This is a genomic window from Pseudoclavibacter sp. Z016 (assembly GCF_002931215.1).
GTDB lineage: Bacteria > Actinomycetota > Actinomycetes > Actinomycetales > Microbacteriaceae > Pseudoclavibacter.
In genome coordinates this window covers 88,253-102,818 of record NZ_PSTU01000009.1, presented here as the reverse complement: position 1 = coordinate 102,818, position 14,566 = coordinate 88,253, and the positions used below count along the sequence as shown (strand labels likewise).

Annotated in this window: 16 protein-coding genes; 3 read left to right on the top strand and 13 right to left on the bottom strand. The window is 68.3% G+C overall.

Annotated features, from left to right (window positions below; translation table 11 throughout):
• Positions 1 to 29: 29 nt before the first annotated feature.
• The gene (locus C5B99_RS05310; protein ID WP_104240745.1) at positions 30 to 746 is read right to left on the bottom strand and encodes a hypothetical protein; all 717 of its coding nucleotides are present in this window, start codon (positions 744 to 746) and stop codon (positions 30 to 32) included.
• Positions 747 to 799: 53 nt separating this feature from the next.
• On the opposite strand from C5B99_RS05310, the gene C5B99_RS05305 reads away from it, so the two are divergent.
• Positions 800 to 1,774, top strand: coding sequence for an acyl-CoA thioesterase II (locus tag C5B99_RS05305; RefSeq protein ID WP_104240744.1), 975 nt, complete (start codon positions 800 to 802; stop codon positions 1,772 to 1,774).
• 47 nt (positions 1,775 to 1,821) lie between these two features.
• On the opposite strand, the gene C5B99_RS05300 is transcribed toward C5B99_RS05305, so the two are convergent.
• The 5 genes from C5B99_RS05300 to msrA all read right to left on the bottom strand — a co-directional run bounded on the left by C5B99_RS05300 (position 1,822) and on the right by msrA (position 5,896).
• Positions 1,822 to 2,319, bottom strand: a complete 498-nt coding sequence (locus C5B99_RS05300) for a thioesterase family protein (RefSeq protein ID WP_104240743.1) — start codon at positions 2,317 to 2,319, stop codon at positions 1,822 to 1,824.
• A 115-nt stretch (positions 2,320 to 2,434) separates the two neighbouring features.
• Positions 2,435 to 4,117, bottom strand: a complete 1,683-nt coding sequence (gene ettA / locus C5B99_RS05295) for an energy-dependent translational throttle protein EttA (protein ID WP_104240742.1) — start codon at positions 4,115 to 4,117, stop codon at positions 2,435 to 2,437.
• A gap of 46 nt (positions 4,118 to 4,163) precedes the next feature.
• A complete protein-coding gene (locus tag C5B99_RS05290; protein ID WP_104240741.1) occupies positions 4,164 to 4,619 on the bottom strand; it encodes a DUF6993 domain-containing protein in 456 nt (151 codons plus the stop codon).
• 49 nt (positions 4,620 to 4,668) lie between these two features.
• Positions 4,669 to 5,202 carry a single-stranded DNA-binding protein gene (locus C5B99_RS05285; RefSeq protein WP_104240740.1) on the bottom strand — a complete coding sequence of 178 codons (534 nt, stop codon included), beginning with the start codon at positions 5,200 to 5,202 and terminating at the stop codon, positions 4,669 to 4,671.
• A 172-nt stretch (positions 5,203 to 5,374) separates the two neighbouring features.
• Entirely contained in the window at positions 5,375 to 5,896 is a 522-nt protein-coding gene (gene msrA, locus C5B99_RS05280) for a peptide-methionine (S)-S-oxide reductase MsrA (RefSeq protein ID WP_104240739.1), read from the bottom strand.
• Between the two features lie 96 nt (positions 5,897 to 5,992).
• Between msrA and C5B99_RS05275 the strand changes: the two genes are divergently transcribed.
• The gene (locus C5B99_RS05275; RefSeq protein WP_104240738.1) at positions 5,993 to 6,277 is read left to right on the top strand and encodes a hypothetical protein; all 285 of its coding nucleotides are present in this window, start codon (positions 5,993 to 5,995) and stop codon (positions 6,275 to 6,277) included.
• 44 nt (positions 6,278 to 6,321) lie between these two features.
• On the opposite strand, the gene nadE is transcribed toward C5B99_RS05275, so the two are convergent.
• From nadE to C5B99_RS19470, 7 genes are all read right to left on the bottom strand, one after another.
• Positions 6,322 to 7,143, bottom strand: a complete 822-nt coding sequence (gene nadE / locus C5B99_RS05270; protein ID WP_104240737.1) for an ammonia-dependent NAD(+) synthetase — start codon at positions 7,141 to 7,143, stop codon at positions 6,322 to 6,324.
• Between the two features lie 96 nt (positions 7,144 to 7,239).
• The gene (locus tag C5B99_RS05265) at positions 7,240 to 7,554 is read right to left on the bottom strand and encodes a metal-sensitive transcriptional regulator (RefSeq protein WP_104240736.1); all 315 of its coding nucleotides are present in this window, start codon (positions 7,552 to 7,554) and stop codon (positions 7,240 to 7,242) included.
• The gene (locus C5B99_RS05260) at positions 7,551 to 9,830 is read right to left on the bottom strand and encodes a cation-translocating P-type ATPase (RefSeq protein WP_104240735.1); all 2,280 of its coding nucleotides are present in this window, start codon (positions 9,828 to 9,830) and stop codon (positions 7,551 to 7,553) included. Before C5B99_RS05260 ends, C5B99_RS05265 begins: the two co-directional genes overlap by 4 nt.
• Positions 9,827 to 10,006: a hypothetical protein gene (locus tag C5B99_RS05255; protein ID WP_104240734.1), complete on the bottom strand. Its 180-nt coding sequence runs from the start codon at positions 10,004 to 10,006 to the stop codon at positions 9,827 to 9,829. Before C5B99_RS05255 ends, C5B99_RS05260 begins: the two co-directional genes overlap by 4 nt.
• A 1-nt stretch (position 10,007) precedes the next feature.
• A complete protein-coding gene (locus tag C5B99_RS05250) occupies positions 10,008 to 10,217 on the bottom strand; it encodes a heavy-metal-associated domain-containing protein (protein WP_104240733.1) in 210 nt (69 codons plus the stop codon).
• 136 nt (positions 10,218 to 10,353) lie between these two features.
• Complete coding sequence (locus tag C5B99_RS05245; protein ID WP_228497161.1) at positions 10,354 to 13,014, bottom strand: aminotransferase class I/II-fold pyridoxal phosphate-dependent enzyme; 2,661 nt, start codon at positions 13,012 to 13,014, stop codon at positions 10,354 to 10,356.
• 164 nt (positions 13,015 to 13,178) lie between these two features.
• Positions 13,179 to 13,763 carry a TetR/AcrR family transcriptional regulator gene (locus C5B99_RS19470; RefSeq protein WP_219819620.1) on the bottom strand — a complete coding sequence of 195 codons (585 nt, stop codon included), beginning with the start codon at positions 13,761 to 13,763 and terminating at the stop codon, positions 13,179 to 13,181.
• 67 nt (positions 13,764 to 13,830) lie between these two features.
• Here C5B99_RS19470 and C5B99_RS05235 point away from each other — a divergent pair, with 67 nt between their 5' ends.
• Entirely contained in the window at positions 13,831 to 14,553 is a 723-nt protein-coding gene (locus tag C5B99_RS05235; RefSeq protein WP_104240731.1) for a CPBP family intramembrane glutamic endopeptidase, read from the top strand.
• The last annotated feature ends 13 nt before the right edge of the window (positions 14,554 to 14,566 follow it).

Here is a 14,566-nt window from a genome sequence, read left to right as displayed (position 1 = left end):
TCGACTCGCTCAGTGGGCGACGGCAGCGTTCAGCGTGCCGAGCTGGATCGCAGGAGCACGTTGCCCTGCGTGGTCTCGAGTCGGAGCCAGGCTCCGGCGGTGAGGATGCGGGTCTCTTCACCCGAGCGCAGGAAGCCGAGGCTGAGGGCGGCGAAGGCGGCTCCGCTCGTGAGGCCGCTCTGCTCGTCGATCACGCGCGTCCAGACCTCCGTGCGCACGCGCTCGACCAGCGCGGTGCCCAGGTTGCCCGGCACGGCATCGGCGACTTCGGCGATGCCCTGGTCTGCGGCGGCGATGAGCGTGGCCGCCGACAGCGCCCCGGCCTGGGTCCAGCCTCCGGTCGGTGCCGCGATGCCCGCCCACGATTCGCGGAGGCGCTCCGGCGGGACGGCGAGGTCGAACCCGACGGCCGCATCCGCCTCCCCTGACGGGGCGTCACCGCCGGCCGTCCGACGGCGAGCAAGGCGATCGAGGAGGCCCCGCAGGGGGACGGTCACATCGAACGCTCCCGCGTGGACGTCGTCGTCAGCCGCCCCCTCGAGTTCGGCTCGCAGCGCGCGGACGCCGAGCACGAGCGGCGAAGTGTCGAGGAGTCCCTGCGGTCGCAGCACGGGAACCCAGAACGCGGCAACCGTGCCGGCCTGCACGATGCGCACGGCCCCGTCCTCGATGCGACCGGCTCGACCGAGGAACGATTCGAGGTCGCGTGCGGCGTGCAGATCGGGGATGCGGAGAACGGGAGACATTGCCCTCTAACCTACTCAGTTCTCCGGGGGCAGCGGGTCCCTAGACTGCTGAGATGGCAGATCTGGTTCCCGAGTCGCCCTCGCACTCACCCGCGCCGCAGCAGTCGGCGCCGCTCTCGTTCGACGCCCTGGAGGCGCTGTCGCCGCTCGAAGCGTTCCTGCACACGCTGGACCTCACCGACACGGGTGCCCGCACTCGTGACGACATCTTCACGGGTCCGAGCCAATGGATGCCCCACGGCCGCGTGTTCGGCGGCCAGGTGGCGGCCCAGTCGCTGGTGGCGGCCGCCAGGACCGTGTCGGGCGAGCGACCCGTGCATTCCATGCACGGCTACTTCCTGCGCCCCGGCGACGTGAAGCTGCCGATCACGTTCGCCGTCGACCGCATCCACGACGGAAACTCATTCACGACGCGCGCCGTGAGCGCGTTCCAGAGCGGGCAGCCGATCTGGTCGATGATCGCGTCGTTCCAGGACGTGGACGATGGGTTCGAGCACGAGGTGTCTATGCCGGAGGGCATCCCCGATCCGGATGACCTCCCGAGTGAGGCCGATCTCCTCGAGACGGTGAAGGCGACGCTCGGCGCTGAGGCGCCGGAGTCCCTCGCCGCGTACTGGCTGATGAAGCGGCCGTTCACGATGCGGCACGTCAACGGGCCCGTGTACCTCGAGCCCGCCGCCGATCAGACGCCGGCGCAGGCGGTGTGGATCAAGGCGGTGGAGCGCATGCCGGACGACCCGCTGCTGCACCGCGCGGCGATCGCGTACGCGAGCGACTACTCGATCCTCGAGCCCATCATGCGTGGGCACGGCCTGACCTGGTCGACGCCGGGGCTGCGAGCTGCGAGTCTCGACCACGGCGTGTGGTGGCATCGGGATGCGCGGGCTGACGAGTGGCTGCTCTATGTGCAGGACTCCCCGGTCGCGCGCGGCGGGCGTGGCCTCTCGCGAGGCCAGCTGTTCTCGCGTGACGGCGCGCTCGTCGCGACGGTGGCCCAGGAGGGCATGGTTCGCCGCAAGCGCAGCTGAACCGCTGCGCCGGGGGCCGGGGAGGCTCCGTGGCACCCCGCGCCCGGTCAGGCGTTGCTGCGGCCGCCGCGGAACGTGAGGGGCTCGTCGAGGTAGGCGGTCCAGGCGTCGCGTTCGCGGTCGTTGATGCGCCGCGGCCGCTGGGTCGCCGCGTCGATGAACACGAGCGTCGAGGACGCGATGACGTACTTCGTGCGTTCGCCGCCCTCTGGCTGTGCGTCTTCGGGGCTCCAGATCTCGTAGTCGACCTCCGCGCTAGCGGCGCCCATCTTGGAGATCCACAGCTGCACGTCGAGGGGCTTCGTGGAGTACGGGATCGGGGCGAGGTACTCGATCTCGTTGCGGGCGATGAGGGTGAGCGTGTCGCCACCCTCCGCGGCCGCGTCGATGATCGCGAGGGGGCGCTCGTCGTCGTTGGATGCGCCGATGTTCCAGAACGCGCGGACTCGGGCCTCCTCGAGGAGGGTGAGCACACGCGAGTTGTTGACGTGGTTGTAGGCGTCGAGGTCGCTCCAGCGGAGGAGCGTGGGAACGTGGAAGCGCATCGGAGTCGGTGGTCCTTCGTGTCTGCTTGCCGCCGGCGCGAGCCGACGTCGTCTGGCGGGGTGGGACGAGGAAACCCCGGGGTCGCACTGTGCGACCCCGGGGTTCTTGGTGGGACTAGTCCCTCGTGAGCTTGCGGTAGGTCATCCGCGACGGCTTCGCCGCGTCTGGGCCGAGGCGCTCGATCTTGTTCTCCTCGTAGCCCTCGAAGTTGCCCTCGAACCAGTGCCAGTGGCTCGGGTCTTCCTCGGTGCCCTCGTAGGCGAGGATGTGCGTGGCGATGCGGTCGAGGAACCACCGGTCGTGCGTGATGACCACGGCGCAGCCGGGGTACTCGAGCAGCGCGTTCTCGAGGCTCGAGAGCGTTTCGACGTCGAGGTCGTTCGTGGGCTCGTCGAGCAGCAGCAGGTTGCCGCCCTGCTTGAGGGTGAGCGCCAGGTTGAGGCGGTTGCGCTCACCACCGGAGAGCACGCCTGCCTTCTTCTGCTGGTCTGGTCCCTTGAACCCGAAGGTGGAGACGTAGGCCCGTGACGGGATCTCGACGTTCCCGACCTGCATGTAGTCGAAGCCGTCGGAGACGACCTCCCACACGTTCTTCTCGGGGTCGATGCCGCCGCGGGACTGGTCGACGTAGGAGAGCTTGACCGTCTCGCCGATCTTGAGCTCGCCACCGTCGAGCTCTTCGAAGCCGACGATCGACTTGAAGAGGGTCGTCTTGCCGACGCCGTTCGGTCCGATGATGCCGACGATGCCGTTGCGGGGCAGCGAGAAGCTGAGCCCGTCGATGAGAACTCGCTCGCCGAAGCCCTTCTTCAGCTTGTTCGCCTCGAGGACGATGCTGCCGAGGCGGGGGCCTGCGGGGATCTGGATCTCCTCAAAGTCGAGCTTCCTGGTGCGCTCGGCCTCGGAAGCCATCTCCTCGTAGCGGGCGAGGCGCGCCTTCGACTTCGCCTGGCGGCCCTTGGCGTTGGTGCGCACCCAGGCGAGCTCCTCTTCGAGGCGCTTCGCGAGCTTCTGGTCCTTCTTGCCCTGGACCTTGAGACGCTCCTGCTTCTTCTCGAGGTAGCTCGAGTAGTTGCCCTCGTAGCCGTGGAGGCGGCCGCGGTCGATCTCGGCGATCCACTGGGCGACGTGGTCGAGGAAGTACCGGTCGTGCGTGATGGCGATGACTGCGCCTGGATACTTCTGGAGGTGCTGCTCGAGCCAGAGCACGCTCTCGGCGTCGAGGTGGTTCGTGGGCTCGTCGAGGAGCAGCAGGTCGGGCTTCTCGAGCAGGAGCTTGCAGAGCGCGACGCGGCGCTTCTCACCACCCGACAGGACGCTGACGTCGGCGTCTCCCGGTGGGAGGCGGAGGGCGTCCATCGCCTGCTCGAGCTGCGAGTCGAGGTCCCAGGCATCGACGTGGTCGATGTACTCCTGGAGGGTGCCCATCTCTTCCATGAGCGCATCGAAGTCGGCGTCGGGTTCCGCCATGAGGGCGGAGATCTCGTTGAAGCGGTCGAGCTTCGCCTTCGTCTCGGCGACGCCGAGTTCGACGTTCTCGCGAACCGTCTTCGACTCGTCGAGCTCCGGCTCCTGCATGAGGATGCCGACCGTGAAGCCCGGGCTGAGGGTCGCGTCGCCGTTCGACGGGGTGTCGAGGCCAGCCATGATCTTGAGGATCGTGGACTTACCGGCCCCATTGGGGCCGACCATGCCGATCTTGGCACCTGGGAGGAACGACATCGTCACGTCGTCGAGAATGAGCTTGTCTCCGACCGCCTTGCGGGCGCGGATCATCTGATAAATGTACTCGGCCATGGGTTCCAGTCTAGGAGTTGGTTGGCACTCGGCGCGCGGCGCTCCGCTACCAGGTGATGGGCTGTGTGAGTCCGATGAGGCATTTGCCCGTGCTGACGGGGGCGACGATGTCCGAGGTGTAGCCGCGCGGGCCGCGCTGGCCGACGAGGCACTCCTCGCCGATCTTCACGGAGACGATGATGTAGTCGGCTTCGAGATCGACGTTCGTGCGGTCGAACGTGACCTCCATGGCGGCCTTGTCGAAGCCGGTCGCGGTGAGCCCGTCGACGAGTTCGACGGAGCTCGCTGAGCCATTGCTCGCTATCGTCTGCAGGTTCGTCTCGTCGAAGATCGGCTTGTTGTCGCTCGCCGTTCCGCCGGGAACGAAGGCCGCGGGTGGCGCTTGCGTCGCCTCGGCGGCCGCGGTCGTCTCAGCCGGGGGCTGCGCCTCCTGCGACGAGCATCCCGCCAGCGCCAGCGCCGCCACCAGAGTCACTGGGGCGATGAGAGCGAAACGGCGCATTCGTGACCTTTCTCGGACGGGGCGGTCACCAGTGTAGGTGGCCAGGCGCTCAGAAGGGCGGCTGGTACTCGCTCTCGTCGGAGACGGGCGGTTTGTGCCACTCCACCTCGTCGGGTGCTGGCGCCGGTTCATCTGCTTCCGGCGGGGCCTCGGCCTGCATTCCTCCCTGCCCCTGGGCCCCGCCGACTCGCTGCCGCTGGTCAGCGCCGCCCTCATCCTGGCGCACGCGCAGACGCTTCGCGAACGTCGAGGAGCCCGCCGTGAGGTCGTGACCGAGCGCATCCGCCACCACCTCGTGCTTCGTGCGAGGCCCGTTCTGCGAGTCGAACCTGCGCATCCGGAGCTTGCCGACGACGATCACCCGCTGTCCCTTCTCGAGCGACTTCTCCGCGTGCGTCGCGAGGTCTCCCCACGCGGCCACGTCGTACCAGTTGGGGTCGACATCCTCCCAGCTGTTCGTCGCCCGGTTCAGGCGACGAGAGTTGGTGGCGATGCGGAAGTTCACGACGAGCTGCCCGCTCGGCGTCGTCGTGAGCTCCGGCTTGCTGCCGAGGTTACCGATGAGCGTGATGTGGTCGTGCATGTCTCCCCCTTGGATCTGGCTGCGATGCGATCCGGCGCGGCGCTCGTGCCGGGAGCTCCGCGCCGGATCGTGGCACCAGTGTCGAGCTGGGAGGAGACGATCGTGCCCATGGGAAAGGCGCCTGTGCACGGCATCGCGTGCACAGGCGCCCTGTCGGCAGAGTGCCGGGAGATCAGAGCATGTACTGCGTGAACTTCGACCGCACCTTGTTGACCTTGGGCACGGCGACGAAGTTGCAGTAGCCCTGGCCGGGGTTCTTCGCGAAGAAGTCCTGGTGGTAGTCCTCGGCATCGAAGTACTGGCCGAGCGGCGAGATCTCGGTGACGATGCCGCCACCCCAGAGTTCGTCGGCACGGTCGCGCGCGGCTTCGAAGAGCTCCCGCTGGGCGTCGTCGGCGTAGTACATCGCGGAGCGGTACTGGGTGCCGACGTCGTTCCCCTGTCGGTTGAGCTGGCGGGGGTCGTGGAGTGTGAAGAAGATGTCGAGGATGACATCAGCCGGCACCACGTCCTCGTCGAAGACGACGCGCACCGCCTCGGCGTGCCCGGTCGTGCCGGTGCACACCAGCTCGTAGTCGGGCTTCGGGTGCTCACCACCTGTGTAGCCGGAGATCACGTCGCTGACGCCTTTGACGTTCCTGTACACGGCATCGAGACACCAGAAGCAGCCACCTGCAAGCACGAATTCGGTCATGCGGCCAGGCTACGCCGGTGCGCGAGAACTTGGCTGAGCCCTGCGCGAACACGGCACCGGACGAAGAATGTCGGTGGTCGCTCCTAGCCTGACCTCATGTTCACGACGCAGCTGACCCAGCCCACGCAAGCTCCCGTTCTGGCGCCCCGCACCGGACCATTCACCCAGCGTTTCGCCGAGCTGACCGCCACTCAGGTCCACGCCGCGCGGTGGCGCATCACAGGGTCCAACGGAGCAGTGCGCGGCTACGTCGAGGAGCACCCGCGCGGCTCGGGCGTGGTGTATGCCGCGACCCGCATGAGCCGCACGACCACCACGTTCCTCACGCTCGACGAATTCTCCGACTTCCCCGAGGCGGTGAAGGCGTTCCGCTACCTCTGAGCAGCGCCGCCCTCATCCCGAGGAGGCGTCGTGGCCGGGAATCCTCAGGCTCGCCACCAGGTATCGGTGGGCAGCACCGGCAGCTGCCGCTTGTGCTCGGTCTTCCGGTAGAGGGCCTCGATGCGGGCTGCTGTCTCAGCATCGACCTCCCCACCCGTGAGGTAGGTGTCGATCTGGGTGTAGCTGAGACCGAGGTTCGCCTCGTCGGTCTGCCCGGGGGTGTCATCAAGCAGGTCGGCGGTGGGCGCCTTCACGTACAGCCTCTCCGGAGCACCGAGCTCTTCGAGCAGCAGGCGGCCCTGGCCCTTCGTGAGCCCCGCGAGCGGATTGAGGTCGGTGCCGCCGTCGCCGTACTTCGTGAAGAACCCCGTCACGGCTTCGGCCGCGTGGTCGGTGCCCAGCACGAGGAAGCCGCGCTCACCCGCGATGGCGTACTGCGCGACCATGCGCTGGCGGGCCTTGGAGTTGCCCTTGTTGAAATCGGTGATGGCACGGCCCATGGCCTGCAGGAAGGCATGCTGGAGACCGTCGGTCGCTGGCTTGATGTCGAAGCTGATGCGCTCGTCCGGCTCGATGAAGTCCAGCGCGAGCTGCGCGTCGTCTTCGTCGGCCTGGATGCCGTGCGGCAAGCGGACCGCGACGAACGTCGCCTCGCCACCCTCCGCGCGGACCTGCTCGACGGCGAGCTGGGCGAGCTTGCCGAGCAGAGACGAGTCCTGGCCGCCGCTGATGCCGAGCACGAGCCCCTTGGAGCCGCTTGCGAGCAGGTAGTCGCGCATGAAGGCGATTCGATCCCGGATCTCCGCCGCTGGATCGATGACCGGCTTCACGCCGAGGGCCGTGATGATTTCCTGTTGTGCGCTCATGGTGCGACCGATCCTAGCGAGCGCCTGTTTCGGTGGGGAGTCATTTTCAGGGGCAAGCACCCAGAGTGTCGCCGCCGCGACCCGGAACGAGACCGCTCAGCTGCGCACGAGGCGGGCGATGGCATCGGAGGCTTCCTTGAGCTTCTGCTCGCCTTCGGCTCCCCCGAGCCGCACGGCGTCGGCGACGCAGTGCTTCAGGTGGTCGTCCATGAGGCCGAGCGCGACGTTCTCGAGGGCGGAGGTGATCGCGGAGATCTGGGTGAGGATGTCGATGCAGTACTGCTCCTCGTCGACCATCCGGTGGATGCCCCTCGCCTGCCCCTCGATGCGCTTGAGTCGCGTGAGGTACCTGCTCTTGTCCTCGATGTAGCCGTGATGGGCGTGGCCGCCCGCTTCGGTGATCTCGCTCATGATGCTGCCTTTCGTGGTGTGTGCTCTGGGGTGGCGCTCGGAGCTTCGAGGCCTCGGAAGGCCCGAAGCCGAAGGCTGTTGCCGACGACGAACACGCTCGAGAATGCCATGGCCGCGCCTGCGAGCATGGGGTTGAGCATGCCGAGCGCCGCGAGCGGGATTGCCGCGACGTTGTAGGCGAACGCCCAGAAGAGGTTGCCCTTGATGGTGCCGAGCGTGCGACGGGAGAGGCGGATCGCATCCACCGCGGCGAGGAGGTCGTCGCGCACGAGCGTGACGTCGGCAGCCTCGATGGCGATGTCCGATCCCGTTCCCATGGCGAGACCGAGGTCGGCTTGGGCGAGTGCCGCTGCGTCGTTGACGCCGTCTCCGACCATCGCGACGACGCGCCCCTCACCCTGCAGGCGGCGGATCACATCGACCTTCTCCTGCGGCAGCACCTCGGCGATGACCTCATCGATGCCGACTGCGGCCGCAACCTGCTTCGCGACGGTGGAGTTGTCGCCGGTCAGCAGCACTGGGGCGAGCCCGAGGCGGCGCAGCTCGGCGATGGCACGCTCGCTCGTCGGCTTGATGGTGTCGGCCACGGAGAGCACTCCCCGCGCCTCACCGTCCCAGGCGACGATGACGGTCGTCTGCCCGAGGGCCTCGGCCTCGCGCTTGCGAGTCGCCAGCTCCTCACCCAGGTCTATAGCCCAGTCGGCAAGCAGCTGCTCGCGTCCGATGACGACGAGGTGGCCATCGACGATGCCCTGCACTCCGGTGCCCTCGTGGTTCTGGAAGGCGTCGACGGCGGGCAGTGGGCCGACCTCTGCTGCGGCCCCGATCGCGAGCGCGCGAGCGATGGGATGCTCCGACGCGGATTCGAGCGCCCCCGCGAGCCTGAGGAGGTCACCTCTCGAGACGCCATCCGCGCTCCACGCCCCGACGAGGGCCATCTTGCCGCTCGTGACCGTGCCGGTCTTGTCGAGCACGATCGTGTCGACTCGGCGCGTGGACTCGAGGACCTCTGGGCCCTTGATGAGGATGCCGAGCTGCGCGCCGCGTCCGGTGCCGACGAGCAGCGCCGTGGGGGTCGCGAGGCCGAGCGCGCACGGGCAGGCGATGATGAGCACGGCGACAGCCGCGGTGAAGGCAGCCGCGGCTGGGAAGCCGGCGCCGAGCCAGGCGCCGAGCGTCGCGACGGAGATGACGATGACGATGGGGACGAAGACGCCGGAGATGCGGTCAGCGAGTCGCTGGACCTCGGCCTTGCCGGTCTGGGCGTCTTCGACGAGCTTCGCCATCTGCGCGAGCTGGGTATCGCCGCCGACCTTCGTCGCGCGAACCACGAGGCGCCCACCCGCGTTGATCGTCGCACCGACGACCCGGTCGCCTTCAATGACCTCGACGGGGACGGACTCTCCGGTGAGCATCGAGGCGTCGACGGCGGAGCGGCCACCCGTGACGACTCCGTCTGTGGCGATCTTCTCGCCGGGGCGCACGACGAACTCGTCGCCGACGCGCAGCTCGCTGATCGCGATGCGGGTCTCCGCTCCCCCACGCAGGACGGCGACGTCTTTCGCGCCGAGCTCGAGGAGAGCACGGAGGGCCGCACTGGCCTGTCGCTTGGATCGCTTCTCGAAGTAGCGACCGGCGAGCACGAACATCGTGACGCCGGCTGCGACCTCGAGGTAGATGTTGGCCGCGCCGTCGGAGGGGGCGATGGTGAACTCGAACGGGTGCGTCATGCCCGCCTCGCCCGCCGTGCCGAGGAAGAGCGCGTAGAGCGACCACGCGAAGGCGGCGAGCGTGCCGACCGAGATGAGCGTATCCATCGTCGCGCTGCCGTGGCGGAGGTTCATCCAGGCCGCCCTGTGGAAGGGCCAGGCTCCCCAGACGATGACCGGCGCCGCGAGTGCGAGCGAGGCCCACTGCCAGTACGTGAACTGGAAGGCGGGGACCATGGCGAGCAGGATCACGGGGACGGAGAGGACGATGCTGCCGATGAGTCGCTGGCGCAGGCTCGCGAGCTCGGGATCAGCCTCCGCAGACCCCTGGCTCGGTTCTGCCGCGTCCGGAGTCGGCAGCGCGGCGGTATAGCCCGTCTTTTCGACTTCGTCGATGAGGGATTGCGGGTCGAGCCCATCCGGTGCGCTGACGCGGGCCTTCTCGGTCGCGTAGTTGACGGATGCGGTGACGCCGTCCAGCTTGTTGAGCTTCTTCTCGATGCGCATGGCGCAGGAGGCGCAGGTCATGCCGCCGATCTCGAGCTCGATGTCGGTCGTCGTGTTCATCGTTCTCCCTCTCCGTGCTCGGGGGCTTCGGACTGCTCGTCTGGGGTCTGATGGATCTGTGGGCGCCAGTCGTCAGCCGGGCCCGCGTCGACGGCGAGCTGCGCCGTGAAGAAGGCCGCGCCGAAGACCGCCGCGAGGAGCGCGGCGTAGAGGCTGAGCTTGACCGGCACGTTCACGTCAGGCCCTGGTCGCTGCGTAGCCGGCCTCATCGACGGCGGCGATCACGGCCGCATCGTCGAGGGGCTCTGCGCTCTCGACGACGAGGCGCCCGGTCTCGGCCGAGACGTCGACGCTCGCGACGCCCGCGAGGTCGCTGACCTCCTGAGTGACGGCGCGCTCGCAGTGGGCGCAGGTCATGCCCGTGACCTGGTATGTGGTGGTGGTCATCCTGGATCTCCTTGCCGGGGCAGTGCCCCCTGGGGGTATGTACGGTGTGTGCAACCGTATACCCCTGGCAGGTATTCCCAGGCTCAGATCCAGAATCCTGCGACGGCTGAGAGTCGCCGACCGAGGTGCGCGCAGATCAGTCTTCGCGCAGGATCCGGTAGCCGCGCAGCGGGTCGTAGCCGTGGATCTCGCGCGTATCGAGGACGGCCATGAAGTCGAGCACCTCGTCGGTGACGAGCTGCCCTGGCACGAGCACGGGGAACCCTGGCGGGTAGGGCGTGACGAAGCCCGCGGAGATCGGCGCGGCGCCGCCCTTGACCCGTTCGGCGAGCTGGGCGTGGCTGAGGTGCTCGATGTTCGCCCGGCGCTGACCCCGGAAGAACGCGGTCCGCAGGTCGCCGTCCGGGAGCCCGTCGGCTGAGGCGTACTCCGGCGCGAATGCGCTGAAGTCGGGCAGCGGCGGCATCGGCGCGGGCGCGGGGCGCTCGCCGTCGATCTCCCGCGCCTGGGACTCCTCCTCGAAGCGCTCCGCGAGCTTCACGAGCACCTCGATGAGGTAGCCGACGGAACTGCGGGAGGTGCCGATGTTCGTCATGAACAGCACGGTGTTGCGGCTCGTCTTGTTGACCTGGATGCCGTAGCGATCCATGAGGTGCTCGTGCTTGAACGTGTCACCATCGACACCCGTGCGCGAGATCTCCACCGTGATCCGGCTCGGGTCGACGACGAACTCGTCTTCCTCCCACGCTTGCCACATCGTCGAGAACCCGTCTCGGTGGGGCATGGGTCTCGTGCTGGCGCGATTCTCGGCCGGGATCAGATCGTGGCCGGACAGCACACGGAAGGTGCGGCGCAGCAGCGGGTGACGCGCGATGGCCTGCGCGATGCTCGTCGCCAGATCCAGCTGACGCTGGACGAGCTCGAACCCCTCCAGCTCCACCTGGCGTCGCCCGAGATCGAGCGAGGCAAGGATCTGATAGTTCGGCGACGTCGAGGTGTGCGTCATGTACGCCTCGTGGAACGGCTCCTCCGCCTCTCGGTACCAGTCCTTGTCGTAGACGTGGATCATCGAGCCCTGACGCAGCGCGGTGAGGGTCTTGTGGGTCGACTGCGTGGCGTAGACCCGGATCCGTGCATCCGGGGAAGGCAGGAGCCGCTCGGCGAGCCACACCTCGTCGGCAGCAGGCTCGCCCGTCTCAGGGTCGAAGAGGCGAGCGCGCTGCTCCTGGTAGGCGGTCGCGTGCGCGGTGGTGGCCAGGCGATCCTCGAGGTGCTTCGCGGCCGCCATGGCCGTGCGGCGGCGGGTGATGGGGTGGAACGCGGCGAACGCGAACCAGGCTTCGTCCCAGAGGAACACGAGGTCAGGCTTGATGGCGAGGCACTCCGCCATGACCCGCTCCGGGTCGTAGACGATGCCGTCGAAGGTGCAGTTCGTGAGCGTCACGAGGCGCACCTCGTCGAGGCGCCCCGCCGCGCGGTAGTCGAGGAGGAGCTGCTTGATGCGGTCGAGGGGCACCGCCCCGTAGAAGGCGAACTCGTTGAGCGGGTAGGCCTCGAGGTAGGCCGTGCGGGCCCCGGTGAGCATGAGCGCGTGGTGGTGCGACTTGTGGCAGTTGCGGTCGACGAGCACGATGTCGCCGGGAGAGACGAGCGCCTGGTGGACGATCTTGTTGGCCGTGGAGGTGCCGTTCGTGACGAAGAACGTGTGCTTCGCCCCGAAGGCTCGGGCCGCGAGCTCCTGCGACTTCTTGATCGCTCCGACCGGGGCGAGCAGCGAGTCGAGGCCGCCCGAGGTGGCGCTCGTCTCGGCGAGCAGGAGGTTGAGGCCGTAGAAGTCGACGAGGTCCGTGATCCACTTCGAGGTGACCACCGACCCGCCGCGCGAGATCGGCAGGGCGTGGAACACACCGGCCGGGCGACGGGCGTGCTCCTGGATGGCCGTGAAGAACGGGGTGTCGTAGAGGTGGGAGACGCGGCGCAGCAGCGACAGGTGCAGCTCGAGCTGATCCTCGCGCAGGAACACGCGGCGGAAGCGTCTCGTGAGCACGCCGGCGAGGTCTTCGATGTGCGCGCCCGCGACGAGGTACAGGTCGAGCTCAGGACGGAGGGTGTTGAGCGTGTCGGCGAGCCCGAGCACGCGCTGCACCGAGGCGAGGCTCGAGCGCGACGTCGCCGTGGTCCCGGCCGAGTCGACGTGGGCCAGGTCGATGGTCTCGCGCATGTCGCGGCTGAGGCGCTGCTGGCTGCGGTCGCTGAAGCCGGGGCGGATGATGACGGCGAGGATGTTCGGGTTCGTGAGCACGGCCGCGACGGCGTCGTCCGCGGACGGCACGATCACGTAGTCGTACACGAAGGCGTCCGCGGCGCTGCGGAGCTTGAGGATGTCGGCGCGCAGCGCGTCCCGGTCGGCGGTGGTCGTCTCGTCGACGAGCAGCACCTCGAAGCGAGGACGCGGGTCGGCGTCGTCCTGCAGCTCTGCACGCTCCGCCTCGTCGAGGCGGTCCTCGCGATGGTCGGCAGGGATGCTCGTGCCCCGCAGCCGACTCACGACCCGGCCGATGCGCTCGAGGGCCGTCGAGTACTCGCCCTTGTCGAGCGACTCGCGGATCTCTGCGACGTAGCGCTGCCCGAAGCCCGCCCAGTACAGCTCGAGCGTCTCGAGGGCGCGGAGGTTTCGCGAGATCTCGCCGTCTGCATCCAGGATGCTCGATGTCTCGTGCCCCGACTCGAGGCGCTTGATCGCGAAGCGCAGGTACTCCCACGCGTCGCTGCGCAGGCGCCAGGTGCTGGTCGGCATGCCCGGATCTCGCTCCAGGCTGTGACCGGAGGCGCGACGATCAGCGTCGATCGCGGTGTTGGCGGAATCGTGGAGACCTGCGGCATCGAAGCTCGTCACGCTCGCCATTCTTCCAGAGCACCGGACGCTTCTCGGCCACGCGACGAATTGCGACCGAACCGTGCCTAGGGCGCCAGGTAGCGGCGGATCAGGTCATGCAGCTCGTCAGCTGCGCCCGATGCGTCGAAGGTCGCATCCTCGACGCTGCGCGTCAGGACTCCGTCGGCGACCACCCCGACCCACAGGGCGAGCCGGTCACCCGTGATATCCGAGCGCCACAGCCGCTCACGCTGCCCCGCCGTGATGATCGCCTCGAGCGCGCCCTGCTGCCCCGACGCGACTTCCTCGAGCAGCTGCTCGACGCGCTCGTCGCTCGGTGCTGCACTCAGGCCGGCGACGAAACCGGCGAGGCGCGGATCGCTCGCCTCCTCGAGCAGCAGGTCGAGCCAGGCGAGCAGCGCACCTCGCGGATCGTCCGGGGCGCGTTCCGCGAGCGCTGCGAACCGGGTGCGCGACTGCGCTGCATCCGCCTCGAGGATGCCGACCAGAAGGTGCAGCTTCGTCGGGAAGTGGTGGAAGAAGGTCCCGGACGAGACACCGGAGCGTGCGCAGATCCGTGCCGTCGTCGCCCCCGCGTAGCCGAGCTCGGCGATGAGCTGGGAGCCGGCCTCGATGATCGCCGTGCGCGTTCCTCCGGTGCGTGCCGCCATCCGCTGCCTCCCGCCACCTTCTCGAAACCGATGTAGAGCGTTCACTCTAGAGTGTCTACTCTAGAGCATGAGCGAAACGACGGAGGAGCGAATCGACAGGCACGCCGCGCGCGGCGGCATCGGCACGCCGACGTTCGAGCCGCGGACGCGTGACGGCTGGATCTTCCTCGCGGGGCTCCTGCTGTTCTGGGTCGTCTACAACGGCCCGCCGGTTCCGGAACTGGCAGGCATCGACCTCCGACTGGGTATGGCGGGACCCGCGTCGAGCAACGCCTGGAAATGGCTCGGGGCGCTCCTCCTGATCGCACTCGTGCTCTGGGGCGAGCGTCGGGGGCTTGCCTCGCTGCTCATCACGAAGCCCACCAGCAAGGACATCGAGTGGGCCTTCTACGCCTTCGGGGGCGTCATGGCGTGGTCCTGGATCGCCAGCCTCGTGGCCCCGCAGGAGGAGAACAGCGGTGTCGCCACGATCACGAGCATGAGCATCGCCGGGGTCCTGCTGCTCATCGTCACCGCAGCCGTCACGGAGGAGGTGGCCTTCCGCGGCTACCTGCAGGAGCGCCTCGGATCGCTCCTGCACTCGCGGTGGATCGGCGCGGCGTTGAGCCTCGTGATCTTCATCGCGCCCCACGTGGTGTTCTTCGGGCCGAGCTGGCTGTTCCATCAGCTCGTCGGCACCCTGGCGCTCGTCGCGTTCACCCTCATCCGTCGCAACCTCGTCGCGACGATGCTCCTCCACTTCCTGATCAACGCGCCGATCCTCATCCCGACCGTGCTGGCGAAGCTCTGAGACCCCAGCCGAT